The sequence below is a fragment of the Salicibibacter cibi genome (assembly GCF_016495865.1).
GTDB lineage: Bacteria > Bacillota > Bacilli > Bacillales > Marinococcaceae > Salicibibacter > Salicibibacter cibi.
Genome location: NZ_CP054706.1, coordinates 1228430 through 1253969 on the forward strand (window position 1 = coordinate 1228430; position 25540 = coordinate 1253969).

At 42.7% G+C, this 25540-nt stretch carries 32 protein-coding genes; 12 read left to right on the top strand and 20 right to left on the bottom strand.

The genetic code is table 11. From position 1 onward, the window contains the following. Nucleotides 1-31: 31 nt before the first annotated feature. From HUG20_RS06240 to HUG20_RS06300, 13 genes are all read right to left on the bottom strand, one after another. Nucleotides 32-286 carry a hypothetical protein gene (locus HUG20_RS06240; RefSeq protein WP_200089231.1) on the bottom strand — a complete coding sequence of 85 codons (255 nt, stop codon included), beginning with the start codon at nt 284-286 and terminating at the stop codon, nt 32-34. A gap of 10 nt (nt 287-296) precedes the next feature. Beyond that, nucleotides 297-1235: a conjugal transfer protein gene (locus tag HUG20_RS06245; RefSeq protein ID WP_200089233.1), complete on the bottom strand. Its 939-nt coding sequence runs from the start codon at nt 1233-1235 to the stop codon at nt 297-299. A gap of 47 nt (nt 1236-1282) precedes the next feature. After that, a complete protein-coding gene (locus HUG20_RS19950; RefSeq protein ID WP_200090415.1) occupies nt 1283-1366 on the bottom strand; it encodes an LPXTG cell wall anchor domain-containing protein in 84 nt (27 codons plus the stop codon). 350 nt (nt 1367-1716) lie between these two features. Next, complete coding sequence (locus HUG20_RS06255; protein ID WP_200089235.1) at nt 1717-2928, bottom strand: DUF418 domain-containing protein; 1212 nt, start codon at nt 2926-2928, stop codon at nt 1717-1719. A 103-nt stretch (nt 2929-3031) separates the two neighbouring features. Then, entirely contained in the window at nt 3032-3697 is a 666-nt protein-coding gene (locus HUG20_RS06260) for a TetR/AcrR family transcriptional regulator (RefSeq protein ID WP_200089237.1), read from the bottom strand. 295 nt (nt 3698-3992) lie between these two features. Further along, nucleotides 3993-4271, bottom strand: a complete 279-nt coding sequence (locus HUG20_RS06265; protein ID WP_200089239.1) for a hypothetical protein — start codon at nt 4269-4271, stop codon at nt 3993-3995. Nucleotides 4272-4404: 133 nt separating this feature from the next. Continuing rightward, nucleotides 4405-4884, bottom strand: coding sequence for a methylated-DNA--[protein]-cysteine S-methyltransferase (locus tag HUG20_RS06270; RefSeq protein ID WP_200089241.1), 480 nt, complete (start codon nt 4882-4884; stop codon nt 4405-4407). After that, entirely contained in the window at nt 4874-5446 is a 573-nt protein-coding gene (locus HUG20_RS06275) for a bifunctional transcriptional activator/DNA repair enzyme AdaA (protein ID WP_246476563.1), read from the bottom strand. The genes HUG20_RS06270 and HUG20_RS06275 overlap by 11 nt, the downstream gene beginning before the upstream one ends. 28 nt (nt 5447-5474) lie before the next feature. Continuing rightward, nucleotides 5475-6722: an APC family permease gene (locus HUG20_RS06280; RefSeq protein ID WP_200089243.1), complete on the bottom strand. Its 1248-nt coding sequence runs from the start codon at nt 6720-6722 to the stop codon at nt 5475-5477. Between the two features lie 298 nt (nt 6723-7020). Then, entirely contained in the window at nt 7021-7566 is a 546-nt protein-coding gene (locus HUG20_RS06285) for a DUF1697 domain-containing protein (RefSeq protein ID WP_200089245.1), read from the bottom strand. 33 nt (nt 7567-7599) lie between these two features. Beyond that, complete coding sequence (locus HUG20_RS06290) at nt 7600-8115, bottom strand: DinB family protein (protein ID WP_200089247.1); 516 nt, start codon at nt 8113-8115, stop codon at nt 7600-7602. A gap of 139 nt (nt 8116-8254) precedes the next feature. Beyond that, nucleotides 8255-8542 (bottom strand): DUF2178 domain-containing protein, encoded by a 288-nt coding sequence (locus HUG20_RS06295; RefSeq protein WP_200089249.1) that lies wholly within the window; start codon nt 8540-8542, stop codon nt 8255-8257. Then, nucleotides 8542-8766: a helix-turn-helix transcriptional regulator gene (locus tag HUG20_RS06300; protein WP_200089251.1), complete on the bottom strand. Its 225-nt coding sequence runs from the start codon at nt 8764-8766 to the stop codon at nt 8542-8544. Before HUG20_RS06300 ends, HUG20_RS06295 begins: the two co-directional genes overlap by 1 nt. Nucleotides 8767-9249: 483 nt before the next feature. Here HUG20_RS06300 and HUG20_RS06305 point away from each other — a divergent pair, with 483 nt between their 5' ends. The 4 genes from HUG20_RS06305 (at nt 9250) to HUG20_RS06320 (ending at nt 12621) form a co-directional block, all read left to right on the top strand. Further along, nucleotides 9250-9930 (top strand): response regulator transcription factor, encoded by a 681-nt coding sequence (locus tag HUG20_RS06305; RefSeq protein WP_200089253.1) that lies wholly within the window; start codon nt 9250-9252, stop codon nt 9928-9930. Continuing rightward, the gene (locus HUG20_RS06310; RefSeq protein WP_200089255.1) at nt 9927-11291 is read left to right on the top strand and encodes a sensor histidine kinase; all 1365 of its coding nucleotides are present in this window, start codon (nt 9927-9929) and stop codon (nt 11289-11291) included. The genes HUG20_RS06305 and HUG20_RS06310 overlap by 4 nt, the downstream gene beginning before the upstream one ends. A gap of 55 nt (nt 11292-11346) precedes the next feature. Further along, nucleotides 11347-12288, top strand: a complete 942-nt coding sequence (gene yhaM / locus HUG20_RS06315; RefSeq protein WP_200090417.1) for a 3'-5' exoribonuclease YhaM — start codon at nt 11347-11349, stop codon at nt 12286-12288. A 66-nt stretch (nt 12289-12354) separates the two neighbouring features. Then, a complete protein-coding gene (locus HUG20_RS06320) occupies nt 12355-12621 on the top strand; it encodes a sporulation YhaL family protein (RefSeq protein WP_200089257.1) in 267 nt (88 codons plus the stop codon). A gap of 33 nt (nt 12622-12654) precedes the next feature. Here HUG20_RS06320 and HUG20_RS06325 read toward each other — a convergent pair whose 3' ends face one another. Next, complete coding sequence (locus HUG20_RS06325; RefSeq protein WP_200089259.1) at nt 12655-13578, bottom strand: peptidylprolyl isomerase; 924 nt, start codon at nt 13576-13578, stop codon at nt 12655-12657. A 174-nt stretch (nt 13579-13752) separates the two neighbouring features. Here HUG20_RS06325 and HUG20_RS06330 point away from each other — a divergent pair, with 174 nt between their 5' ends. Together HUG20_RS06330 and HUG20_RS06335 are read left to right on the top strand one after the other, a co-directional pair. Beyond that, on the top strand, nt 13753-13842 hold the full coding sequence (locus HUG20_RS06330) for a YjcZ family sporulation protein (protein ID WP_114375794.1): 90 nt from the start codon (nt 13753-13755) through the stop codon (nt 13840-13842). Nucleotides 13843-13866: 24 nt separating this feature from the next. Further along, the gene (locus tag HUG20_RS06335; RefSeq protein WP_200089267.1) at nt 13867-13971 is read left to right on the top strand and encodes a YjcZ family sporulation protein; all 105 of its coding nucleotides are present in this window, start codon (nt 13867-13869) and stop codon (nt 13969-13971) included. Nucleotides 13972-14035: 64 nt separating this feature from the next. On the opposite strand, the gene HUG20_RS06340 is transcribed toward HUG20_RS06335, so the two are convergent. Continuing rightward, nucleotides 14036-14218, bottom strand: a complete 183-nt coding sequence (locus tag HUG20_RS06340) for a hypothetical protein (protein WP_200089269.1) — start codon at nt 14216-14218, stop codon at nt 14036-14038. 324 nt (nt 14219-14542) lie between these two features. Here HUG20_RS06340 and HUG20_RS06345 point away from each other — a divergent pair, with 324 nt between their 5' ends. After that, a complete protein-coding gene (locus HUG20_RS06345) occupies nt 14543-15112 on the top strand; it encodes a YpmS family protein (RefSeq protein WP_200089271.1) in 570 nt (189 codons plus the stop codon). A 54-nt stretch (nt 15113-15166) separates the two neighbouring features. On the opposite strand, the gene serC is transcribed toward HUG20_RS06345, so the two are convergent. Next, nucleotides 15167-16273 (bottom strand): 3-phosphoserine/phosphohydroxythreonine transaminase, encoded by a 1107-nt coding sequence (gene serC / locus HUG20_RS06350; protein WP_200089273.1) that lies wholly within the window; start codon nt 16271-16273, stop codon nt 15167-15169. Nucleotides 16274-16294: 21 nt separating this feature from the next. Then, a complete protein-coding gene (locus HUG20_RS06355) occupies nt 16295-16720 on the bottom strand; it encodes an HIT family protein (protein WP_200089275.1) in 426 nt (141 codons plus the stop codon). A gap of 153 nt (nt 16721-16873) precedes the next feature. Between HUG20_RS06355 and HUG20_RS06360 the strand changes: the two genes are divergently transcribed. From HUG20_RS06360 to HUG20_RS06370, 3 genes are read left to right on the top strand one after another with little or no spacing between them, the layout of a single operon-like run. Beyond that, entirely contained in the window at nt 16874-17617 is a 744-nt protein-coding gene (locus tag HUG20_RS06360; RefSeq protein ID WP_200089277.1) for an ABC transporter ATP-binding protein, read from the top strand. Then, complete coding sequence (locus HUG20_RS06365) at nt 17614-18837, top strand: ABC transporter permease (RefSeq protein WP_200089279.1); 1224 nt, start codon at nt 17614-17616, stop codon at nt 18835-18837. The genes HUG20_RS06360 and HUG20_RS06365 overlap by 4 nt, the downstream gene beginning before the upstream one ends. A 52-nt stretch (nt 18838-18889) precedes the next feature. Next, the gene (locus HUG20_RS06370; RefSeq protein WP_200089281.1) at nt 18890-19609 is read left to right on the top strand and encodes an EcsC family protein; all 720 of its coding nucleotides are present in this window, start codon (nt 18890-18892) and stop codon (nt 19607-19609) included. Nucleotides 19610-19664: 55 nt separating this feature from the next. On the opposite strand, the gene HUG20_RS06375 is transcribed toward HUG20_RS06370, so the two are convergent. From HUG20_RS06375 to HUG20_RS06385, 3 genes are all read right to left on the bottom strand, one after another. Then, nucleotides 19665-19910, bottom strand: coding sequence for a hypothetical protein (locus HUG20_RS06375; RefSeq protein WP_200089283.1), 246 nt, complete (start codon nt 19908-19910; stop codon nt 19665-19667). Then, the gene (locus HUG20_RS06380) at nt 19910-21091 is read right to left on the bottom strand and encodes an amidohydrolase (protein ID WP_200089285.1); all 1182 of its coding nucleotides are present in this window, start codon (nt 21089-21091) and stop codon (nt 19910-19912) included. The genes HUG20_RS06375 and HUG20_RS06380 overlap by 1 nt, the downstream gene beginning before the upstream one ends. A gap of 69 nt (nt 21092-21160) precedes the next feature. Next, the gene (locus tag HUG20_RS06385; protein WP_200089286.1) at nt 21161-21880 is read right to left on the bottom strand and encodes a cytochrome c biogenesis CcdA family protein; all 720 of its coding nucleotides are present in this window, start codon (nt 21878-21880) and stop codon (nt 21161-21163) included. Nucleotides 21881-22180: 300 nt separating this feature from the next. Here HUG20_RS06385 and HUG20_RS06390 point away from each other — a divergent pair, with 300 nt between their 5' ends. Together HUG20_RS06390 and HUG20_RS06395 are read left to right on the top strand one after the other, a co-directional pair. Next, nucleotides 22181-22927: a LiaF domain-containing protein gene (locus HUG20_RS06390; protein ID WP_200089288.1), complete on the top strand. Its 747-nt coding sequence runs from the start codon at nt 22181-22183 to the stop codon at nt 22925-22927. A gap of 352 nt (nt 22928-23279) precedes the next feature. Beyond that, on the top strand, nt 23280-25442 hold the full coding sequence (locus tag HUG20_RS06395; RefSeq protein WP_200089290.1) for a transglycosylase domain-containing protein: 2163 nt from the start codon (nt 23280-23282) through the stop codon (nt 25440-25442). Nucleotides 25443-25540: the final 98 nt, after the last annotated feature.

Sequence of the window (25540 nt, forward strand, 5' to 3'; positions counted from 1 at the left end):
ATAGCCTTGACAGGAACATCACAATCACCGTTTACAAAAGATCAATTAAGGCTTCAATCCAATCCGTGACCTGATCCCAGTTTTGAACCACAAACGTGACTGCTCCTGCAAATATACAAGCACTAACAACGGCACCAACTCTAAATTTGGCCAAATGCTTTGTAACTAAAAAAACGACGATCAATGTGATCGCCTGTGTAACGATATTCAGCGCCCAACTTTCCACTTCACCAAGATCAGGTAATGTCGCCGATCCTAAAATCATCACCCATTCAAAAAGCCCCATTTTATACCTCCTATTGAATCTCTATATTTTCAACAATATAATTTTCATTCATTCGCTCTAAATAGAGGGTCACTTCAAATTCATAATTCATCCCTGTTACGTCATCCACCATATGAACATCCGTGTAAACCGAAAATCCTTCTTCCTGTTCTTCGATCGATTCATCCACCATACCTTCATAGGCAAATGCACCATTCAAACTTTCAGGGTCTTGCATCATATACGAAAGGTCATCTTCGTCACCTGTTGCATATTGCTCAAAAAACTCATCCAAAAACGCCAATATCTCTTCCTGTTCATCCCCTACATATTCATCTACATTTCTTTCTTCTTCCTCCACCGTTACGGAAGCAGAAAGATCATCTATATCAGTAAAATATGGCTCACCGGATACGGCATACTGTCCATCATCTTCAATAATTGGAACATTCAACAATAATATTTGTTCTTCCGTCGTTCCATCCCCATTGTCACTTATATATGTGACCTCATATTCAAACACCGCTCCTTCTTCTGTTTCATCTATATGAAATAACTCAACATTATCTAACCGTCGTTCGCCCTCCATTTCAACATCAACCATATTCCATTCGCTTTCCGTATCCATGGAAACCATAAAATTTTCTAGTTCCCCACGACGTTCTTCTAATTCATCCGGATCATCACTAACATTGATATAAGCATCCACAAAGTCACGCAAGAAATAATCAGCACTCACCACATCCAAGTCTGCTTCTTCTTCCTCCCCTTCTTCTTCATCATCGACCGCCGCACGCAAATCATTGAATGTGGAACGTGTATTGATCGAAAGCATGGCAGCAAGAATGGAGAAGAAAAGCAATCCTCCGATTAACCCCCAAACCGCAAACGCTGTACGTTTTGACGTATCTTTTCGTATGCCAGCTTTCTCTTTCTCGGGTTTATGAATATTGGCTTTACGTTGTTTCATCCGTGAAAATAAATGCTTGATATTTATAAGAATTTATCCAATAGATGTTATTTTTTCTTTTTTGATTTTCCAAACAAACCTATTCCAGCAGCTATGGCAATACCTATAGCGACCCAGACACCAGTACCCATCGTTTCCGCCCCCCTTGTCTAATTAGGTTTCCTTATTCCTTTCTCAAATTTAGATGAATCTTTTCTACACCCCATTTATAATATAATATTTTCATTTATTTGCTCAATATCCAAATCCAACTACCTCCAATACACTTGCACCAATTTTTCCTAGGGTTCTTCTGATCCCACCCGAACCAAATAAAACTATACATACCGAAAATCGCTGAGTATATCACATAGTCCCTTATATATTCGGGCTCCATGGTAATCCCCTTCCAATTTTATTATTAAACAGTCATGACCCTAAAAGCGAAAGTGTTGCAATCTTATACCGAAATAATTGCATTTGCTTCGTGATGTGTACACGGTCATGTTAATAATTTTCCACCATACGTCCACTTTCGCCATAAGTATTCCAGCGGACCTTGCTTGAATTTTTTTAAATAAAAGTGACTGAGTATTAATTGTATGATGTAGATAGCGATGGCCAACAAGAATCCGCCTCCGATCGATACTTGGCCGAAAAGTCCAAGGCCAAATCCGTAAAAAATTGATACACCAATCAACGTTTGCAACAAGTAATTGGTGAGCGCCATTCGTCCAACTGCCGCGATGGGCATGAAAAGCTTCAGCCTGCCACCTGAATGTAAAAGGAGTACCAATGCGGAAACATAGAACAACATCAGGATCGGTCCCGCTAAAAAGTGCAATCCTTCTGAAATACCGTAACTGATTGAAGCCGGAAGTGGACCCAATCCATATTTAAGACCTACGACGATGGCTACTGAGGCAAGGCCACTCCAGCAGGAATGTATGCAGATTTTTTTCCAGCGATTGAGGTTTGCTGCAACGTCATGAAACATTCTCGTTTTTCCCATGTAAAGTCCGATCAGGAATAGCGGTAAAATCCCCGGAACGGTGAGAAAGACATTGAACAGCACGGGCACGACCTCGTTGACGAAACGATATTGTAAAATCTCCATATATGTCCCTTCCATCATCGTTGTTATCGCCATCCCCCGTGTATCATTTTGAACAAATTCATCCGTCCCCATCATCGATAACATCAATCCGGATACAGTCAGCATTGCTGTCAAGATAAAGGTACCGATGCCAAGCATCAACACTGCCCATAGCAATATGGTTCGTGGTTTCCGATTGATGAACAACAATAACAAAAAACCTGCCAATGCATAAGTGTGCAAAATATCCCCAGTCCACAAGAAGACCAGATGAATCAAACCAATCACCAATAAAAAAACCAAACGCCTTGAAAATAGCCGACCTGCCGATAAGCCTTTTTGACGTAACCTATCATAAAAAATAAAGAACCCGAGACCAAATAGCAGAGAGAACATGGGATAGAATTTATTGTCGATAAAAAAGCTAACAAATATGCTGACAATTTGATTGAACATTCCATCTGGCAAGACGGCACCTGTGAACATCAATTTTGTTTCGTCAGCGAACAACGTTTTAAACACGTACATATTCGCAATAATAATTCCTAACACCGCGATTCCTCGTATGATATCTAGCGTATGAATCCGCTCATTTTTCTTAATCGCATTTGCACTCATAGTAGCCCCCATTATTTTACTATTATTAGATCAAAACATTAATTCTTCATTTATGGATATTAAAACCTTCAACAAGTTGGCTTTTGTTACATAATTGAGCGAATTACTCATTTTCATCGCTATCTCTTGAATATAAGTTATGAAGCAGGGTTGCTGTTTCATCAATGAGCTCGTCACTAACGATATCTGCACCGATTGATCGCATTATTTCTTGTACAAACTTCAACCGTTGATATAATTTTTCTTCATCAGCTTTGAAAATCACGGGATCACAATAAATATTGAGTAATAAAAAGAAAACCTCTGCACTTTCAACCGGATATTTTGTAGCAATAGATCCGTCTGCCAATCCTTTTTTCATAATATCCGAAAATACGGGAGCACTATTTTCTATGGAATCTTTCATGATTGATACGATAAAATCAGGACTCTTTATTTGTGTGCTTAATACTTTATCAAAAGCACGCGCTTCCTGATCTGCTATATTTTTTTCCAAGATCGCGGTTAATTTCTCTCTTTCTGATTGTGCATCGACTGTACCCATCCACTTATTCAAGCTTTCTTTTACGCTACTGGCCTTGTTTTCTTTGACAGCATTTATAATTTCATCTTTCGAATTAAAATGATGATAAATACCGCCTTTAGATATCTCAAGCGTATTTGCAATATCTTGCATGCTTGTTTTTTCGTAGCCTTTTTCCATAAACAACCGAACCGCCGTTGCCATAATATTTTCCTTTGTCTGTTTTGGATTATATTTTCTGCCCATGTTTTATTCACTCCAATTGCCAATTTAATTCCGAATGGTCGGTTTTAAATTTACTCGAAAATATTGTTAATGTCAAGACAAATTCGGAAATTTTATTAAGTGTAGCTTTAAAATAAAGATCGATCAAAAATACCTCACAAAGCTGTATATTATTGTAAACAAAAAAGAATCCATTTTGATCAATCTTTTTCAAAATGGATTCTTTCTTTGTGGAGTATTGTTCAATTTTTATAAAAAAGTTTGATCACTTTCTAATGCGATCTTAAACAATCGCGCCTCGTTTGTTTAAATGTGTTTATTTGTCTTCAAATTTTAGGGCATCCACGTACTGTTTGCCTTCCACCAATGAAAGCCCTAATGTTTCTCTTACCTTTTTCACCGCTTTAACATCTTCACCATCTTTAATTAATTTTCGCAACTCATCATTAATTGGATTCTCAGGAATGTTTACCTGCTCAGAGATTTGGTCTAGAGTGTACTTTAAGCCTTTAAGACGACCATCAAGTTTAATGACAGTAAAAAGTAAATAAAGACCAATAATTAAAAGCAATATTTCTATAAAGTTAAATTCCATATTGAAAATCCCCTAATTTTTCACAGTTTTCTTCGACAATTTGGTTCTTCTCGTGAAGAGCGCAATCCCTGTTATTCCAGAATTGTGCCTCGATTGTTGCGCAAAAGAAAATTGCTTGCTGTCCTGTAAGGCACTAAATGAAAACACCTTCAATACGAAGTAATTGCTTTTTCATTTCTAAGCCTCCAGCGTATCCAGTCAAACTTTTACTTTTGCCAATAACCCGGTGACATGGAAATATAATCGGGAACGGATTTATACTGTTTGCATGCCCTACGGCACGAATAGCTTGCGGTCGATTAATCAAACGAGCAATTTCAGAATACGATTTTGTTTCCCCATAAGGAATCGCTTGCAATGCTTTCCATGACTGTTTTTGAAAAAATGTTCCTTCAAGTTCAAATGGTAGCTCAAAATCCTTGCGTTCCCCGCCAACATATTCTTGAAACTGTTGCCGAATCGGTTTTCCTAGCTCAGAGCTTTTTTTAACAGCATTATTTTCCTTAAAAGTAAACCAATGATGGTCAGTTAATAATATGCGCACGAGCGTTCCATTTTCCCTTAAAACAAATCTTAAACATCCTATATCTGTTTGATATTCGTCATAGACCATAGCTGAAATCCTTTCTATACTGTTGGGGTGTACACTGTGTCTGTTTTTGAAAAGCATGATAAAAACTTGAGGCGTTTTGAAACCCTACTTCATAACAAATATCAATAATTGATCGGTCAGTGTTTATTAAAAGCTCAACGGCCTTACGTACACGTATGTGCTCTAAAAAGGAGCGTGGCGTTTTTGACGTTTGCTTTTTAAAAACTCGCCCTAAATAATAGGGGCTTATACCGATATGTTGCGCTATTTGCGTCAATGTAAGGTTTTCCATATAATTCGCTTGAATATATGCCTTCGTATCATTAATGAGATCCATTTGGGGATCAAAGTTTATCATATCCGGTTGGCATCTTTTGCAGGGACGAAAACCTGCACATTTTGCTTCTTCTGCTGTTGGAAAAAAGGTGATATTTTCTTTATTGGGGCATCTTGACTTACAAGAAGGGCGGCAAAAAATTCCTGTTGTTTTCACCGCATAGAAAAACTGGCCGTCATATGAATGGTCACAGCTGTTAGCGATTTTTACCATGTCATTGAAAGAAAACTCTGCATGAACAACCATGTCGCTCAGCTCCTGTCTCTTCATTATTTTAACGCCTTTTATTAAAAAAGAACATGTAAGCTACATATATAGAAATGACCACCAATGGAACAATGATGTATGACCGAAAAAACGGGAGGACGAGGGCACATAAAATCATGGCGATCAATGAACAAATCCACGGCAATGTTCCTTTTCTAAATAGCTTAACACCAGCGGCCATTGAAAGAATATAAACAAGAATCCCCAAGGACGTTGGAATAAATAAAATATCATTAAACGTAAGAGAAAAAGCGTTTGTCATGAACACTCCCGCCCCTGCGAACATAACGACAAACAAAACCATACGTCTTGATATTTGGATTTTTGAGTGTAACACCGAAAAATAAGAAGGAAAAGCCCCATCTCTACTTAGTGAATAACCAAGCTGAGTAAGACTTGCGACAAATGCGTTTGTTGTTCCTGTACAAATGATGAAAGCGAGAATACCGGTCAGCAATTGAGCATGTAAACCAAACGTATCATTTATAATAACGGCAATAGGCGATAAATCACTCTCCATATCACCGTACGTGCCTGTGCCAATGGTTATAAAACTAAGGGCAAGAAAAAGCACACCAATAATTATAGCACTTATAATAGTACTTCTAACGATGTTTTGATTGGGATTCTTAAAATTGTTTGCAAGGTTACAAATCGCCTCCCAACCAAAAAAAGCCCAAAAAATGGCGGTTATAGCAGATCCGATTGAACCACTTCCTCTAGGGAAAAAAGGGCTAAATTGATCCCAACTTATACTAGGAATAGCCAATACAATCGTTACTACTAACAGAAGAAATAAACAACCACTTAACAGTAATGCCAATTTGCCACTTACTCGAATGCCATAATAGTTAGTGATTCCGGCAATAACCAACATCAATATGGCAGCAAACGTTATCTCCATCTGTGAAAAATCAAAGGCATTTCCTAAATAATAAGCGCCTGTTAAAGCAACAATGGTTTGTCCGACTGCTGCTGTAACAAAATAGAACCATCCAATAATATTTCCTAAATGTTCCCCGAATGAATACCTTACAAAAGTGGCAGCCCCTCCAGCGTCTGGGTATTCTCGCGCTAAACAAGCAAACGAATAAGCCAGGGGAAAACTAATCATAATCACGATCATCCAAGATAATATGGACGCTGGCCCGGCTATTGAGGCTGTAACACTGGATAAAAAAAGGACACCAGATCCTAAGACCGTTGCAATATATAAAGCAATCCCTTGAAATAATCCAATTGATGTATTGGTCATGTAGTCACCTCTTTTCTACATGCAATATACCAATATAAGATTAAGGTACGCTTCCGGATTTTTGCGGTCTAATTTATTAAAGTTTCTAATGGCTGTTCTGAACTATTATGTTAACGATGAATCAACATTTAAGAAGGTTTTTAAGATGCCATTTATTCCAGATAATCGCTCTTTTCTGGTACAACCTTTATTCCACAAAAGCGCTACGTTTATAGAACAGTCCAAACTTATATTAGCTGGTATCATTAGAGGTAGAGCCAATAGCTTAAAAATCAATTTACAATGATTATCGAGCGAACTAACTGATTTTAGCTTGCATGAGTTCGTATATCTTACGAGCAGTATTAACATTTCTTACCGTAACTTGTTTGTATAATTTTGATCCAACAATCTTTGACATTCCGCTTTTGGTTACATTTTTCTTCTCAACAGACCATAGAATCGCTCCGGGAACATATTTCACCGTGTCAATATTTGGTTTGATAACCACATTCTCAAGAACGGACTCATCATCAATTTCATCCCATAAAAACATAACGTCACTTTTGCTGTCTTTGTCATTTTTCCACGTGTCAGGAATAGCATTAATGATTCGTCTGACATCATCAACGCTACGAACTACTACTTTAATTTGTAACCCGAAATCATAATGTATTGCTTCTTCCAATATACTTGATAGCTCAGCTTTTGATATTCCTTTACATGAAAAAATAATATTACCTGTATTGATATATGTCACCACATCATTCATCTCGGCTTTTTCAAACGTTTGTTTAAGTAATTTCATGTCAACTTTATTTTTCCCGCCCACATTAATCCCCCGAAGAAGAGCAATATAAACCATAACAATCCCCCTTGAGCCCTTTAACGTAACAAATTAGTTCGTCGCTTGTCTGTCATAAAGATACATAATATAATCCGTCGGTACGCTAGGATAACCTTGTTGGCGTATCATCGCGGTAAGATTCCCACGGTGATAGGTACCATGATTGACGACATGCTGTACGAGTTCTGAAAGATGTGTTTCCAGCCGTCCGAAAGTCGGATGTTCTGCAATAATAGGCTTGTCCATATCTTCTTCACTATTGAAAAAGGCTCTATACATTTTGGCTAACTCTTCATACAGGGTTTCCATTTCTTCGATACCCTTATCCTTTGTCTTTTCTTGCGCCTGTATAATGGAAGATTGAACCTCATCCATGCTATTCTCCCGCATTACACCAAGGTATATTGTATCCGTCATATAAACATGAACAAGCGTCTCCGCAATTGAGGGAAAAACACTTTGAATTTCCTGGGTGTAAACACTAGGAGGCAGCTCTTTTAACCTTTCGAAAAATCTGTTATTTGCCCAGATATGATAGTCATACAACTGTAAGGCACGGTGTTTCATTTAAGACTCCTCCTTAATTATTCGCCTTATTATGGCTTTATTCTATCATAAAACCTTATTCAACAATCTGGCCTTTTTGTGGTACAACTTTTATTCCACAAAAGCGCTCGATTGGGGAATAACCTTTTATAAATTTGTATTACATATTTTTACGGAAGTACATAATGGATATAGCATTAATGAGAATGAGTAGGGATAATACTGCAACTATAACGACTCCTAGTATTTCAGCAGAAATATTTAAAAATCCTACTACTAAAACTAAAATTGCAAAAATAAGAAATAAAAAACTCATAGTAATATATGAAGCTTTAGCAAGTATGAACTTCCCTCTTTCATCTGTCCCTTCCTCCTTTGAAAAGCTAATGTACTTGCCTAAACCAAAACCTGCTATAATCACCGATATAACAATAAGTACATTGACCATTAACTGTCACCCTTTCTCTTATAAGTAAAAATATCTTCAATCTGCTTATCAAATAATAAAGCAATTTCAAAAGCTAATTTTAAAGATGGATTATATTTGTTGGATTCTAAAGAATAAATCGTCTGTCTAGTTACATTAAGTTGATCCGCAACGTATTTTTGGGTCCAACGTTTTTCTGCTCTGAGGATATATATATTATTGAATAAATCATTCTCTTCTTTCATTAACTCACCACACTAAAAAATAATGTAAAAAATATATTACTTAAGTAAAGTTTACATTACATTCATTCGTATGTCAAATTTAAAATAAAAAAAAAAAGGGAGTAGTTTAAACTACTCTCTTTTCTTCAACAAAATGGCCCGATTGTTGAATAGTAATTCTTACATTTCCATGTTAACATCAAAGCCTTTACACAGCTAATTATTTTTATTGTATGTAGCTGTTCTCCATTTGCAGTGACGAAACAATGACGACTTCATCACTTTATATGCTGTGTATGATCAATACCTTTTCTAAAAGCGTTGATTTCCCTCGGTTTTAATCTCAAATATCACTTATATTTCTTCCGGTCTCCCATGGTAAGGATGAGGTCTTTCCTATGAGGTATTTCTCCGGCTTTTAGAATAGCCAACAGTTGGCATGAAAGAAAATGATTGATACTATAAAGTGAAACTACCTCTATAAGAAGAAATGAGTGATGATTGATGAGTTATACGATTTATCTTGTTGAAGATGAAGAAAACTTATCAGAGGCACTAAGGGCTTATATGGAAAAAGAAGGATGGACGGTAAAACTGTTTCAAGATGGCGATAAAGCACAAGAATCCGTAGAAGAAAGGCCACATTTATGGGTGCTTGACATTATGCTTCCGGGGACAGACGGTTATCAAATTTTAAAAACGATTCGCGAAATCCAGGGGGATATTCCGGTTATTTTTATTTCTGCCAGAGACCAAGATTTGGATCGGGTGCTTGGATTGGAAATGGGGAGCGATGATTACATATCCAAGCCCTTTTTGCCACAAGAACTGATTATTCGTGTCAAGAAATTGTTGACACGTGTGTATGGTTCCGAATCCGAAGAAAACAAAACGGTTGATTTAAATGATTATACGATCGATCCGGAGGCTCGAACGGTCATAGATGAACAAAATGACAAACAAGTCGTTGATTTGACGACAAAAGAAATGGACCTGATTTTGTTACTGACGGTTCAAGTAGGCAAAGCCCTTTCCCGCGAGGATATTATTGAGGAAGTATGGGGAGAGAACTATTACGGTTCTGAACGAGCGGTGGATGATGTCGTGCGGAGAGTGCGCAAAAAGATGCCTCGCATCCACCTTGAAACATTGTATGGGTATGGGTATAGGATTCTATCGTCATGATGCGGATGAATCTTACTCGGAGAATATGGTTATCTTTTCTTTCTTTGCTCGTTTTGGTCGGCTTGTCGATGATCATTATTTATCCGATATCGATTCAAGGGACACTCACGGAAGAAACCTATCGAATCATTGAACAACAACAAAGGCAATTAGTCAATCCATTCAGCGAGCAATTTTCACCGCCGGATCCGGATGATGCGCTTATTGACCCTTCTTCACGGGCGGTGGGCCACATCTTTGTTGCCGATCAAGTGGCCGGTACCAGAGTCGAGGAAGAAATACCGACAGAATTGGAAGAAGCCTATCAAGATATGTTTGCGCAAGCTTTTGCACAAGAGTCGGAAACCGGTCGCTATGAATTCACATATCAAGATTCCACGGTGTTTTACGTTGTGACGCGTATTGATGCAAGTGAAGATGATGAGATAGACGAGGCTTATTATATTTCCTTTATGTGGGATGCCTATCGTGATTCAATGGTTAATCAGCTTTGGGAGAACCTTGTTTATTTAATGCTGATCACTTCAGCGTTAAGTTTGCTTCCGGTCCTTTGGCTCACCCGTTATCTGCGGAAGCCTTTGCGCTTGCTTGGGAATCATTTTGAGCAAATTGCAAAACGAAACTGGAAGGAGCCTTTTCATTGGGAAGGCGATGATGATTTCCAAAAACTATCGGATCAATTTGAGCTCATGCGCCAGAACTTGATCCGATACGACGACGCCCAAAAAACGTTTATGCAACATGCATCCCATGAACTGAAGACACCGATCACGGTTGTGAAGACGTATGCGCAATCCGTGAAAGACGGCGTGCTCCCGAAAAACACGGTGGAAGAATCGATGGATGTCATTCTTCAGGAATCGGATCGCATGGATAAACGGGTCAAAGACATGCTCTATTTTACAAAATTGGGGAACTTAAAAGAAGAAACCATTAACCTTGAAGAAATATCGTTTGGGGCATTGGCCTATGAATTAGAGGAACGTTACCGACTGCAAAGGGATGATCTTGATTTCATCGTAGAAGGTGCGGCCATTCGCTTTCAAGGAGACCCTGAACACATACAAATATTACTGGAAAACCTCATTGAAAATGCATTGCGCTATGCAAAAAGTGCCATTTGGATTCGTGCTGAACAAACGGATCATTACGTGACGTTGATTGTTGAAAATGACGGGAAAACCATTAGCGAAGAAGATATGGAAACGATGTTTGAACCTTTTCGGAAAGGCAATAAAGGTCAATTTGGACTCGGGCTTGCCATTGTTCGGCAAATTACGGAGCTACATCGCGGGCGTCACGGCGTCTTTAACGCGAATGGCAGGGTGTCTTTTCAAATGACCTTGCCGCGTCAACCATAAACAGGGAGGGAGAGAAGGGCGAGCATAAATCGTGAATTGTTTGCCTGCCACAATGATGGAAAAAGGAATTTATTACGGGAAAGCCGGCGATAAAATTGATCGCCACTTGCTCATTCGTCAAGCGACACGAGGGATAGCCAGCAACGGAAAGCCGTTTTTAACGTTGCGATTATCGGATAATAGCGGCGATATTGAGGCGAAATTATGGGGAGTCAAACCGGAAGACGAACGTACGTATACCGGAAAAACGATTGTTTCTATACAGGGAGAAGTTTTCGATTATCGCGGGCGTTTGCAGTTAAAAATTGCCCGGATACGACCGGTAAGCGATCAAGATCAAGTGAAAATAGAGGATCTCGTACCGACGGCCCCTATGAAAAAAACGGATATGTTTGAACACATCAATCAGTTTGTTTTTGATATCGAAAACGCTAAAATCCAACGAATGACACGTTTTTTGCTTAAAAAGCACCAACATGCATTTTTGGACGCTCCGGCAGCAACGAGAAATCACCATGAGTTTATGTCCGGACTTGCTTATCACGTCGTATGTATGCTTCAGCTCGCCCAATCGGTTGTGCAATTGTATCCCAGTTTGAACAAAGATTTGCTTTATGCCGGGATCATCTTACACGATCTTGGCAAAGTGCGAGAATTGTCGGGACCGATTGACACGGAATATACGATTGAGGGAAACCTGATCGGGCATATCTCTCTTATGGCTGCAGAAATCCGGCAAACAGCCTCTGAATTGAAAATTGAAGGGGAAGAACCGATGTTGCTGGAACACCTTATTCTAAGCCACCACGGAAAAGGAGAATGGGGAAGCCCGAAACCTCCGCTTTTACGAGAAGCGGAAATTCTGCACTATATCGATAATCTTGATGCAAAAATGAATATGATGGATCGGGCGTTGGGAAAAACCGAAGAGGGCCATTTCACAGAACGTATCCCCGCTTTGGAAAATCGGACATTTTACAAGCCGAAAAATATTTAAAAGAGCATACAAGCCCTTCCGCCCTCATAAAGTAAAAGAAGAGGATTCGCAGAAGGGGTGGTCGATTTGCAAGAACGGTCCAAACGTATGCTGTTAACGCTTGTGATTATATTCCTAGGACTCGCAGTGCTGCAAAGGTTTACATCGGATGTAGCGATAACGACGATTCCGTGGTGGGTAACGGTGTTAATTTTGGCTGCAATCGTTTCCGGATATATGTGGATTCGGACAAGTCTTGAAGACAAAAAGGCAGAAGCGGAATGGATTGAACAAGAAGGGCGTGTCTACATTCGCAGAATGGAGCATGAACGCCAGCAACGGCAAGAACAATAAGAAGCACCTCCAACCATTTGGGAGGTGCTTTCCTTATTGCATGGGTTCTGCCTCGGATTCTTGCAGCCAACCTTCATATTCGCTGTCCATGATTTCAATATCGGACTCTTCCATGAGTTCCTGGATGACCTCTTCTGGCATTTTAGACTGTTCTTGTGTCAGTCTTGATTCGATTTCTTCTTCAAGCTCTTCATACGTTTCATTTCGGTCCAGGACTTCGATGATATGATAACCCATCTGTGATTCCACGGGATCGCTAATCTCTTCTATATCCAGCTCAAATGCAGCCTCAGCGAAATTTTCATCCATTTGGTGTCCTTCTTGAGGGAACGCTCCCACATTTCCGCCTTCCGGAACACTTGCCGTATCCTCGGAATACTCCTCAACAGCATCCTCGAAACTCATCTCGCCTTCAAGTTCGTTTAAAACTTCTTCGGCTGTTTCCACATCCTCGACGAGAATATGCCTGACTTCCACTTCGGTCAGTTCTTCTTCATTTTCTTCATAATAATCTTCTTTATCTTCTTCCGTAATGTCCACTTCCGCGGTGGACAGCTCCTCAATTACGACTTGGGGGAGCAAGAAATCTTCTTTCAGTTCATCGACGGAATCTACAGGGATCTGCAATTGCATTTGCAACATCTCCAGCAATTGCTCGTCATCTTCGACGCCCATCTGTTCACGCATGTCCTCAAGTTCCGCGTCAACTTCTTCATCTCCGATATCCAGTTCTTCTGCCTGCTCCCTTAGGATAGTGTCTTGGACCATCTGGTTGAATAGCTCAGGGCCAAATTCATTTTTTAGTTCATCCGTAAATGCTTCTTCCGTCAATGAAGTTCCATCGATGTTGGCAATTTCCTCGCCGGAGTCGTTATCTGCATCTCCGTCATCATTGCATGCGGATAGCGCAATAGTTCCTGTTATGCATGCCGCCAGGGCAATTTTTGTTTTTTTCAATTTTTGTACACTCCCTATTCGTCTGAAACGTACGATTTAAAAACTTCATGGATTAGAAACAAGTTTACCATACCATAAAAAGATCGTGAGAAAAAACAAATATGTAGGTAGAACGCCCAATCGACTTGACCTATCCCTACATAAGATAACTCAGGAATGGGAGGAGGTGGCATCATGTCAGCTGGTTATGGATATGGCGGTGGCTTTGCGCTCATCGTTGTCCTGTTCATTCTGCTTATTATCGTAGGTGCCTCTTGGTTCTAAATTTTAAAGAAGGAGGAAATAACCATGGGTTACGGTGCTGGTTATGGCGGAGGTTTCGCACTTCTCGTCGTATTATTCATCCTGCTTATTATCATTGGAGCTTCCTGGGGAGGTTACGGTGGTTGGTAAGCACACACATTGAATAGTTCCGCAGTTTTATGGGTTGGTGCCGTGAGCGCCAACCCTTTCTAATTTAAATGACTAAAAGTCTCACATATGTAGAAACGAGAAGAATCATAATGAGCACATTTATGGTTGTGAACACGTTGGGGATCTTCTCTTCTGTCATTTCTTTTTGTTCGACAAGGGAATTAGTCATGGTATTAATGATAACTAAGTAAACAGCAGCGCAGAATATAAATATAAGAATAGACATGCCGGAACCTCCAATTACCTCCAAGATACATCACTTGGCTTTACTTTAACAAACATTGGGGAAAAATGATAGCCGAAGCTCATGAAAGCTCAGGGTAAAGTGAACGTACAACAATTTATTAATCGAAATAAGGTTCGTTTCTTCCAAACGGAAGGAGCGCTACTTCGAAAAGGTTTAGAAACGGGAGGTGATCACAAGCGGAGGGAATAGATACTTTCAGGTCTCCGACACAGTGCTTATGTGGACTTTGATGAGACCGTTCATGAAAGCCGCATTCATCGTGTGATATGATGAGGGCATCTTGATTTGCAAAGGGTGAATGGGATGAACTGGAAGTGGGCTTTTTTTATTCTCATAGGTGTCAACATCGTCGTTATCGCAAGCTTCTGGTTTCTTCTTTCCCCGATCGGTTCTGATTTAGCACCGGAGGAAATATCGGAAGGAGAGACCCCTCCCCCAGAGGAAGAAGCGCTTTTTACGGCTGAGACGTCGTTAGATCAAATTAGTGCCTATATGCGTTCGGAAACGGATGATGCCGTTGATATCCATATGGAAGAAGGCGAAATCGTTTTTACGGGCAGGTATACGTTTTTTGGGATGGACGTTGATCTTAATCTCTATTTGATTCCAACCGTATCGGATAGCGGAAATTTGCGTCTCGAAGAAAACGGAATGTCCATCGGATCTCTCAATTTGCCGTCTTCGGCCGTGCTGAGGGTCGTCGGAGAACAAGCTGATCTCCCTGAATTTGTTCACGTTTATCCTCAAGAAGGGATGATCGATGTGCATGTAAACGACATTGATATTGGGGACGATCTTTTCTTGCGCATCGGCACTTCCGAACTGGAAAATGGCTTGATCCCCCTGGAAGGCGTGTACGGTGATGACCAGTGAAAAAATCACTACACGCTTTTGGGGCGTGTAGTGTGCTGAGATCTTTTATGCTTTTTATCGGTGCTTTTGTTGAAAAGAAACCATGAAATCACGAAGGGCTTCGCATGATTCAAGAGATACGGCGTTATAGATCGAAGCGCGGCATCCTCCTACGGACCGGTGTCCGTTTAAACCGCTGAATTTCCTATCTTTTGCCTCTTCAAGGAAGCGCTTTGTCAACTCCTCCGTTGGCAGCGTAAAAGTGACATTCATGTTTGAACGGCTGGACGGATGCGCATGCCCGCGATAAAACCCGTCGCTTTCATCAATGGCGTCATACAAGAGGGTGGCTTTGTTCCGGTTGCGGGTTTCCAACGCTTGGAGCCCCCCGTTTGCTTCAATCCACTGTAACGTGTTTTTCAACATGTATACCGCAAAAGTCGGCGGTGTATTATACAGAGAGGCTTTTTCTGCATGGGTGCTATAGCGCAAGATTGCCGGGACATTACGGGCGATTGTTTTCGTCTTTTCGAGCAATGGTTTCGAAATGATCACGAGCGTGACCCCGGAAGGGCCGATATTTTTTTGGGCTCCAGCGTAAATGAGGTCAAAATTCTCAACGGGAAAAGAGCGGCTGAATATGTCGCTGGACATGTCAGCAATGACAGGCGCTTCCCATTCGGACATTCTTGTGAAATCTTGCCAAGCTGTTCCGTAGATCGTATTGTTGGATGTCACGTGAATGTAGGCATCATCAGCAGCGGTTTCGATGGTTTCGAAATCGGGTACGCGTTTATAATTGTTATCTTCTCCACTCGCGCCGCTATACGTTTTCCCTAAGTGATCGGCTTCTTTTTTTGCCTTTTCCGACCAAGATCCCGTCAATATGTAATTGGCCTTTTGGTCCGGCGATAACAGATTATAGGGAACCATGGCAAACTGGAGGCTCGCGCCCCCCTGCAATAGTAAAACCTCATAGGCATCACTGATTCCGAGTAGGCGTTTGACCGTTGCGATGGCTTCGTGATGGACGTGTTCGTAGCTTTCGCCGCGATGACTGTGTTCCATAATGGACATGCCGGTTCCGTTATAATTTTCAAGTTCGGAAGCCGCTTGCCGGAGAACCTCCGCCGGAAGAGCGGCAGGGCCGGCGTTAAAGTTATGAATGTTTTCCTTTGTCATTTCCAGAACCTCCTGCAATGCTTACGCCATGTTTGATTGAACGGCTTGTGCGTAGGACTTTAAATCTTCATTAGAGTATTTGTCACTGTTATCCGCCCAATTGTAAAGCACTTCTTGGCCGTACCGGGGGATGAAATGCAAATGATAGTGAAAGATGGTTTGATCCGCTTTTTGACCGTTGTTATTCGCAATATTTATGCCTTCAAAATTGAACGTTTCCTTTAACGCGCGGGCAATTTTCGGTGCTTTTGTGAACAACTTCGCGGCCGTTTCTTCCTGTAACTCGAAAATAGTAGCCTGATGGTCTTTTGGGATCAACAACGTGTGGCCTTCCGTCACTTGACTTAGATCCAAAAACGCGACGGCGTCATCGTCTTCATAAATTTTGTGCGACGGGATTTCCCCTGAGACAATTTTACAAAAGATGCAATCGGAATGGGCAGACATGGCAACGTCCTCCTTTTAGAAATGGAATTACTGTCTATGATATCAAACGTTCCCGCAGTTGCCCACTACGTTTTTTTCACCTCTCTATTTCCAATTTATGCGGACAGAAGGTACAATAGGATAGAGAAGTAGACGTTGCAAGGGGGAACGCAAATGGCATCATTGCTGAATGTGGAAGGCGTGACAGGGGGGTACAGCCCGAGGAAACCGGTAATTGAAGGCGTTTCTTTTCAGGTAAAAGCCGGAGAAATTGTTGCTTTAATTGGCCTGAACGGTGCCGGAAAAAGCACGACAATCAAGCATATTTTAGGGTTGTTGGAACCCCTGGACGGCCGCATTGAAATCCGGGGGCAAACGAAAGATGACGATATAGACAGATACAGAAAAACGATGGGCTATATTCCGGAGACACCGATCCTTTACGAAGAATTAACGCTTTGGGAACACCTTCGTTTGACTGCGATGGCTTATGGAATCGAGGACGACACATGGCAAAAACGTGCCGAGATGTTAATTGAAACGTTTCGCATGAAAAAAATGACCCATTGGTTTCCCAGCCATTTTTCTAAGGGGATGCGGCAAAAGGTGATGGTCATGTGCGCGTTTCTTGTTGAACCGAACCTGTATGTCGTTGATGAACCATTTGTGGGCTTGGATCCGGTAGGTATTCAATCTTTGTTGGAACAAATGGTTATGATGAAGGAAAATGGCGCCGGGATTTTGATGAGCACCCATATCCTTACAACGGCGGAAAAACATTGCGATCGTTTTATTTTGTTGCATGACGGCCACGTCTATATGCACGGAACGATGGAAGAGTTGAGGCAGCAAGCCGGGATGCCGGAAGCGGATTTGGACACCCTATACATTGAAATGACGAAGGAACCATCCGTATGAATCCGGGAGATCTCTGGCGTGAACGTGCACAAGATTACTGGAATGTAGCCATTCGTTACATACGTTTGATGGCGACTGGCGGATTGATGGTCGCGATTTACGGAACGCTGTTGATTATCGGCGTTTACTACCAATCATTTCTTGATTGGCTTCCCGCTGATTTTCCGGTTTTGCAAATTCTCACGGTACTGTTTGCCTTTTTGCTTACCCGCAGTCCGGTGCGCACATTTATAAAAGAAGGAGACCTTGTTTTCCTGCTTCCATTTGAAGCACATCTGGGTCCTTATATGCGCAGATCGTTGCTGTATAGCTGGATCATGCAAAGCGTGGTTATCTTTTTCCTTTTATTTTTGCTGGCGCCACTTTATATCGAGCGGATGCCGGGCGATACTTTGGCTTTGGCCATTGTAATGGGCGCGCTGATTTTGGCGAAATTATGGAACGTTGTAGCGGAATGGGGAGAACTCCGCCAACAATTTTCCGTCTCCCATTGGCGCCATCGCTGGCTTCGTTTCGCCGTTAATCTCGTATTGGTCTTTTTTCTGTTGCAAACCGATTGGGGGTTTGCCCTTGCTATCGCGATCATTATGATGGTCGTTTTAGGCGTGTATTACCGGCAAATGTATGCCAACCATTTTCTCAAGTGGGAGACATTGCTTCAGCAAGAACATCGGCGTTTAAATGCTTTTTATCGATTCGCCAACGCTTTTACCGACGTGCGGCATGTGAAATCACCGGTGCACAGACGACGTTGGCTAGCCAACCAATTTGATCGTGTGAATCATCGAAAGGCAAATACGTATATATATTTATATGGGAAAACATTTGCCCGCTCCGGGGATTATTTCGGTGTTTTTATTCGATTGTCCCTTGTCGGAGGACTATTAATTTATGCTTCTCCGGAAGCATGGGATTGGTTAGTCGTCGTCATCGTCGGCCTGTTTATTTATATGACAGGAGCGCAGTTGGCCCCCATTTATTCTCACCATGATATTTTGTTGTGGCCGTCCATTTATCCTGTGCCCGATCTTATTCGAAGACGCGCGCTTAAAACGCTCCTCCGAGGCCTTCTGTTCGTGCAAACCTTTTGGTTTACGGTGATTGCTGCATTAACGCCGCTTTCAATGACCATCGCTGTGCTAACGTTGTTGGCTGGAGTAGCGGTCAGTTTCTATTTCACGGAATTTAAACTGAAAAAATCCATCGAGGAAAAATTATAAAGGGAGGGGAAACTCTATTTCGACTTCCTATGAAACTGCGGCAAAAGTGGAGATGAACGAATGGCGAAGAAAGGTGTCAAAAAATCCATCGATGACGAAGACTTGGACGAAAGGGTTTCAAAATAAAATCAATCAACGTATCCCGGATCGTGTGCATCAAACGGTAGCCTCGGCACTTCGAACCATGATCGAGACGACCCTTAACGGTTCCGATTATGTAACAGCGACGGAACCGCTTAAAGCGGGGACATTAAAAGACCGGGAAGAAGAACTGGATGAAACTATTCGTAGGTATAAGCGGACTGCCAGTATTGAGGGGGCGGGAACAGGGTTCGGGGGCGTTTTTTGGGGCATGACAGACTTCCCGCTGCTTTTGGCGATTAAAATGCGTTTTTTATTCACAGCTGCCCATCTCTACGGCTTTGATCCCGTAAGGATGGAAGAACGCCTTTTCTTGTTGCAAGTCTTTCAAATGGCGTTTTCAGGAAATAAAAACAAGCAGGAGACCCTTACGCGCATTGACGATTGGGAAGGGTTTACGAATGATTTTCCCGGAGCGTTAACAGCTGACGAGGCAATGGATTGGGTTACGTTTCAATTAGAGTATCGCGATTTTATTGATGTGCCGAAAACATTGCAGCTAATTCCCGGTTTCGGCGCAATTGTCGGGGCAACGATCAATTATCACTTTCTTGATCTACTGGGAGAAGCGGCAAAAAATTGTTATCGGATCCGTTGGTTTGAAGAAAGAAAAAATCCGGCCGAAGGGTGAATACCGGCCGGACTTTTTTTATTCTATATAGGGATTGCTGAACAACTTGCAGCTCTCAGCTGAAGCCGGGATGTCGCTTCCATGGCTTCGCTTTCCGCGGACGAACGGTCAAGCCTCCTCGCGCAAAACCGGCGCTGCGGGGGCTTGACGCGTCCGTTTTTCCGCTGGAGTCTCGCCATTGCAGCACCGTCCCACCGTACGTTGCCAGAAGTGCAAGGGTTTTTTGCTTATAGGATGAATTCCCTTGCATCCAACTTTGACAACACCAACGGAAAATGCTTATGTGCCAGTCTTTTTCCATTATTCAGCAGTCCCTATATAATGGAGCACAGCTTTGCCAAGCGTTTTGGCGGCAATGAGCATGGCCCGCTCATCAAAGTCAAATTTAGGGTGATGGTGGGGGTAATTTTCCTCGCGATCCGGAAAGGCAGCGCCAGTGAAGAAAAATGTCCCTTTCTTTTCTTTAAGGTACGCGCTGAAGTCTTCTCCTGCCATAATAGGATTTCGTGTTTCCACGCGCTCCACGCCCGGAACAGTTGTCGCTATGGAAGCAAGGTAATCGTTCGCCTTTGCATCGTTCACGACAGGTGCATATCCACGTTCGTATTGTAAACTTGCTTTTGCCCCCATTGTTTTAGCAGTACCGGTGACGATGGTTTCCAGTTCTTTCTCAATTTGGGTTCGCACGTCTTCCTTGAATGTGCGTACCGTTCCCACGAGGGAGGCAGTGCCTGCAATCACGTTATAAGGGTTCTCGGCAACAAAACTTCCGATGGAAACGACGGCGGACTCAAGGGGATCGACACGTCGGGAAACCAATGTTTGAATGCTGTTCACCATTTGCGATCCAATGACAATCGCGTCTTTACTCGTGTGGGGAGCAGCACCGTGTCCGCTCACCCCTTCGATATCAATGTAAAAATGGTCGGCCGCAGCCATAAACGGGCCGCTGCGTTGTTGGATCGTCCATAGAGGATCCACGGCCCAAAAGTGGGTGCCGAAAATCACATCGACGCCCTCAAGGCATCCGTCCGCGATCATCGGTTCGGCGCCCCCCGGGGCGTGCTCTTCGGCATGTTGATGAATGAAAACAATCGTACCTTTCAGGTTATCGGCTTGTTCGGTTAATGCCTTCGCCAGTACGAGAAGGGTGGCGGTATGACCATCATGCCCACACCCGTGCATCGCTCCATCGACTTTGGATTTATAAGCAACGTCTTTTTGGTCCTGGATGGGCAACGCGTCGAAATCGGCGCGCAAAGCGATGGTTGGCCCCGGTTTTCCGCCTTTCAGGGTCGCGACAACGCCACGTCCGCCGACGCCTGTTTTGATCGGAAGTCCTAATGCTTTGTGGTAACGGGCAATATAAGCCGGTGTCTCTACTTCCTTGAAGGAAATTTCAGGGTATTGATGCAAATATCTTCGTATATCAACCATTTCCTGATAATGATCCGTTAACGTTTGATACAGTTGCTCCTCCATTGTATCACTCCCCCAAAATACGTAGTCGAAAGTGAATGGTGTTCGGCTTCGTATTCCTATTGTAGCATATCATAGCCAACCTGGAGAGATTCTCGCAAGGTAGCTGGAAATAACTTGGAAATATCCGGAAAACATCAAAATGCCGAATATAATCATGACGACTCCGCCGATTTGCTGTACTTTTGGCAAAAAGCGATTGAGCCGACTGAGCTTATTAAGGGAGCCGGCATAAATCAGTGACACGGCCAAGAATGGAATGCCAAGCCCCATCGAATAAACGAAGAGCATTCCAGAACCGGCAAGCATGGAACCTTCCTGGCTGGCAAGCGCCAAAATGGAAGCGAGAACAACGCCGATGCAAGGGGTCCACCCTGCTGCAAAAACAAGTCCAAAGGCGACAGAACCAAAAAAACTCTTTGCTTTTTTCGGCGATTTGTTGCCGAATCGTTTTTCGGTCATAAGCGAACGAAGCGAAATAATGCCTGACATTTGCAAACCGAATAGGACAATGATGATACCACCGATTTGTTCAAGGGCGCCGCTGTACATCCGGAACCATTCTCCGATAAGTGTGGCCGAAGCCCCCATCAATAAAAAAATGACAGTGAAGCCCGCGATAAAACCTAGGCTTCTTGATAAAATAATCTGTCGATCTGCATTAACAGCGCCACCGGATATGCTTGTTCCTGTAAGTTGTGCTAAAAAAGCCGGGACGAGCGGGAATACGCAAGGAGAGAAAAACGAGACCATACCGGCAAGAAGCGCAATCCCGAGCGAAATATCATCCATAATGAAACCTCCAAATAAGCCCTATGTATACTGGCGATCCAAACGATGTTCTTCTATCCATCTTATCAATTGTTTGTCCAAAAGATGCAAGCAAATAAGCATTGTAGTAAAATCGTCAAAAGGGGAAAGTGCAGTTGGTTGCTATGACTATCTTACAACGAATGCTGAAGAAATGAAAAGTTCGAGGGTTTTGTAGGTAAGAAAGTATAAATCAACTTTTTTACCTACATAAAGTGGGCGAAGACTTTCGCCATAAAAGCTTGGCGAAAAGCCAAGTTTTCGAAGAAGGGGGGAAGCCACATGGAACGAAACCGTATGTCTATGGTGTTCATGCTCGTATTGGCGGGCGGTCTTATTTTTAATTTTTTATTGTCGGGAATGAGTTGGTTTGGTTTTATTCTGCCTTTGCTATTTGTACTAATTGCTTTGTTATGTGTGTTAAATATGCATACAAGCGGCACTTATTTTTTCATGTCGCTATCTGTGGGTCTTATGGCAGGGTATTGGATACCTATCGGTACCTGGGTATTTCTCTTGGCCATACCGGTGTTATTTTTGTTCATTGCAATGTTTAACAAAACCGGAAAAGTGATCGATATTGATAAGGATTTGGACAGAACCGACAAAAGACCAACATCCGAATCGCCACAAACGCAGCTAGTCGTTCCGAAAAGCAAATGGGTGGTGCTCGGCGATTATAAACTGAAAAAACAGGCATTCTCGATGCAAGATGAGGTAGAATTGAACGTCATTCTAGGTAGCGCCTCCATCGATATGACCCGTGCAATGATCGAAGCGGACGCCATGGATTTTGCCGTTATGGACATTCTTGGTGAAACGAAAATAAAATTGCCGGAAGAATGGTCAGCAACTATCGAAATCGTTTCGATGATGAGCAGCGTGAAAGTGCTTGGGCATACGGAGGAAGGGATGTTTGATCGCTCGACGCTCCAATTTGGCGACCCGAACCAATCATTCGGTCATTTGAACATCAAAGTGACGACTGTGTTGGGCGATGTAAAGATCTCGCAGAAAAAACAGAAATAGACCATTTGGCTCTTCATCAAAGTCTATCGTTGATAATAATGATGGGAACAACGCTCGCTAGCGAAGGAAAAACACGAAGACTCCTGTGGGAAAGCGTAGTGGGAAGACCCCGCAGAAAAAAGCGAATTTCTTTTTTCGAGGAGGCTGAGCTTGGGGCCCACGGAAAGCGTAGTGTTTTTCCGTAGCGGTTATCATAGTGCATAATCCATTTGGCAACCATAGATTTTAGTGTTGACCCGACCATTTTTATGGGATAATCTCTACGCATTTTTAACGTTTTTCCATTAGCTTACATGTTTTTGTGGAAACTTCTGTATTATAATGGGGGAGAGTCGAATGTTTGGAGGAAATAATGAAACGGTTTAATAAAAGCATCTATATTACGATCGTTGTTATTCTTTCCACGCTTGTGATTGCGGTAGGCAGCTACGCGCTGGCGCTGATTGCCGGCAGTATATTGGTGGATGAAGACAAGCTCGACTTCCCTGAGACGACAACTTTGGTCGATGATAACGGCGAGGAACTGGGCCGCTTATTTACCGAAGACCGTGAAAAGATATCCATCAATGAAGTGCCTGAACATGTCCAGGAAGCGTTTCTTGCTGTCGAAGACCATCGCTTTTACGAACATCAAGGCATTGATTTTTGGGCGATCGGGCGTGCGCTTTATCGAGACGTACTTGCCGGAGCAAAAGTAGAGGGGGGCAGCACGCTTACCCAACAACTGGCAAAGAATGTTTTTCTGGATCAGGATCAGACGTGGATGCGCAAAACAAAAGAAGTGTTGATCAGCATGAATCTGGAAAGGAAATATAGCAAGGAAACGATACTTGAAATGTATGTAAACCAAATTTACTATGGCCATGGAACGTACGGAATTTCTCGTGCAGCTGAAACATATTTTGACAAACCGGTAAGCGAGTTGAACGTGGCAGAAGGAGCGATGCTTGCTGCAATTCCTAAAGCGCCGTACAATTATTCCCCGGCTGCTGATGAAGAAGAAGCGGAGGTGCGCCGCAATACGGTGCTTGCGTTGATGGAACAGCATGGATTTATTGATGAAAACGAGCAAGAAGTCGCGGAGGGAGAGCCGATTTCTCCGGAATTACATGAAAAACCGGCGATGGACGAGTCCCTATATACCTATGTTGATATGGTTGTCGAGGAAGGGCGTGATCGCTTCGATCTCAGCGAAAACGAATTGATCACCGGCGGGTATACCATTCAACTTCCGATTGATGCCGAGATGCAGAAAGCTTCCCATGAAGTGATCCAAGATCAAAACCATTTTCCGGGAGATAATGAAAATGTGCAAGCTTCCTTTGCGTTGCTCGACAATTCCACCGGCGCGGTGCAAGCGATTCACGGCGGCAGGGACTATGTGCGGAAAGGATTGAACCGAGCCCTCGTCCCCAGGCAACCCGGATCTGCATTCAAACCGATTTCCGTCTTCGCACCTGCGCTTTATTCAGGAGATTACAAGCCGTACTCGATGTTGCAGGACGAAGAAATCGTCTATGAAGATTATGATGATTACGCGCCACAAAACATAAGCGGTGAATATAGCGGTACAATGACAATGAGAGATGCCGTTGTGCAGTCGGCGAATGCACCTGCCGTTTGGTTGCTTGATCAAATGGGGGTTGAGCAAGGAAAAGAATGGGCGGAGCAAGCGGTGCACCCATTTGATGATGAAGGCTTATCCGTTGCGTTGGGAGGGCTTTCTGATGGCGTATCCCCGTTAGACATGGCAGAAGCTTATACAACTTTTTCCAACGATGGCGTGAAAACCGAGCCATATTTTATTTCTAAAATTGACAATAGCGACGGTAGAGAAGTATTTGTTCATGATACCGAAATCGAGAGACTGCTGAGCGAGCAAGATGCTTGGTATATGACACGGATGTTGGAAGATGTCGTCAGTGAAGGCACCGGTCAAAGTGGAGAAACGGATCATGCATTGGCTGGGAAAACCGGAACGACCGGATTTGAAGAAGTCGAAGGGGCTAATCGTGATGCCTGGTTTGTCGGCTATACGCCTGCGTATACAGGTGCTCTCTGGATGGGGCATGATGACACGACGGAAGAGCAATATTTGGAAGGCGGAAGTTCCTATCCGACGGCGATGTTCAAGTCGATTTTAAATCATGAGACGGTGGATCAAGAAGCGGTTGCATTCAGCAAGCCCGAGGGTGTTGAAGATCTGGAACCGCCTGTCCGGTTGGCGTCTGTGGATGATCTTACGGCAGGATTGACCTTGCAAGGAGAAGGGTTTTTGAATGTTGAATTGCAGTGGACGGAAGCCGAAGATGAACGACTCGTGTATAACATTTATGAAGTGGATGATGGAGAGCAAAATAAAGTCGGTGAAGCGGAAGGAGAAGGTTCGTACACCGTGAGCGGGGCAAATATGTTCTCGTTGAACGAATATATAGTTGTTCCATATAACCCTCAAACCGGCCAGGAAGGAGAACCATCGAATGTCGCGGATGTTCATCTTGCTTCGTGGTTCTAGCACCGGGGGAGCGGCGCCCTCAGGGGGCGGTTTACGGACTGAAAAGTGGGAAACCGATCGCATCACCGTAAACCGGTAGACCGTTTTTTGTTCGGATC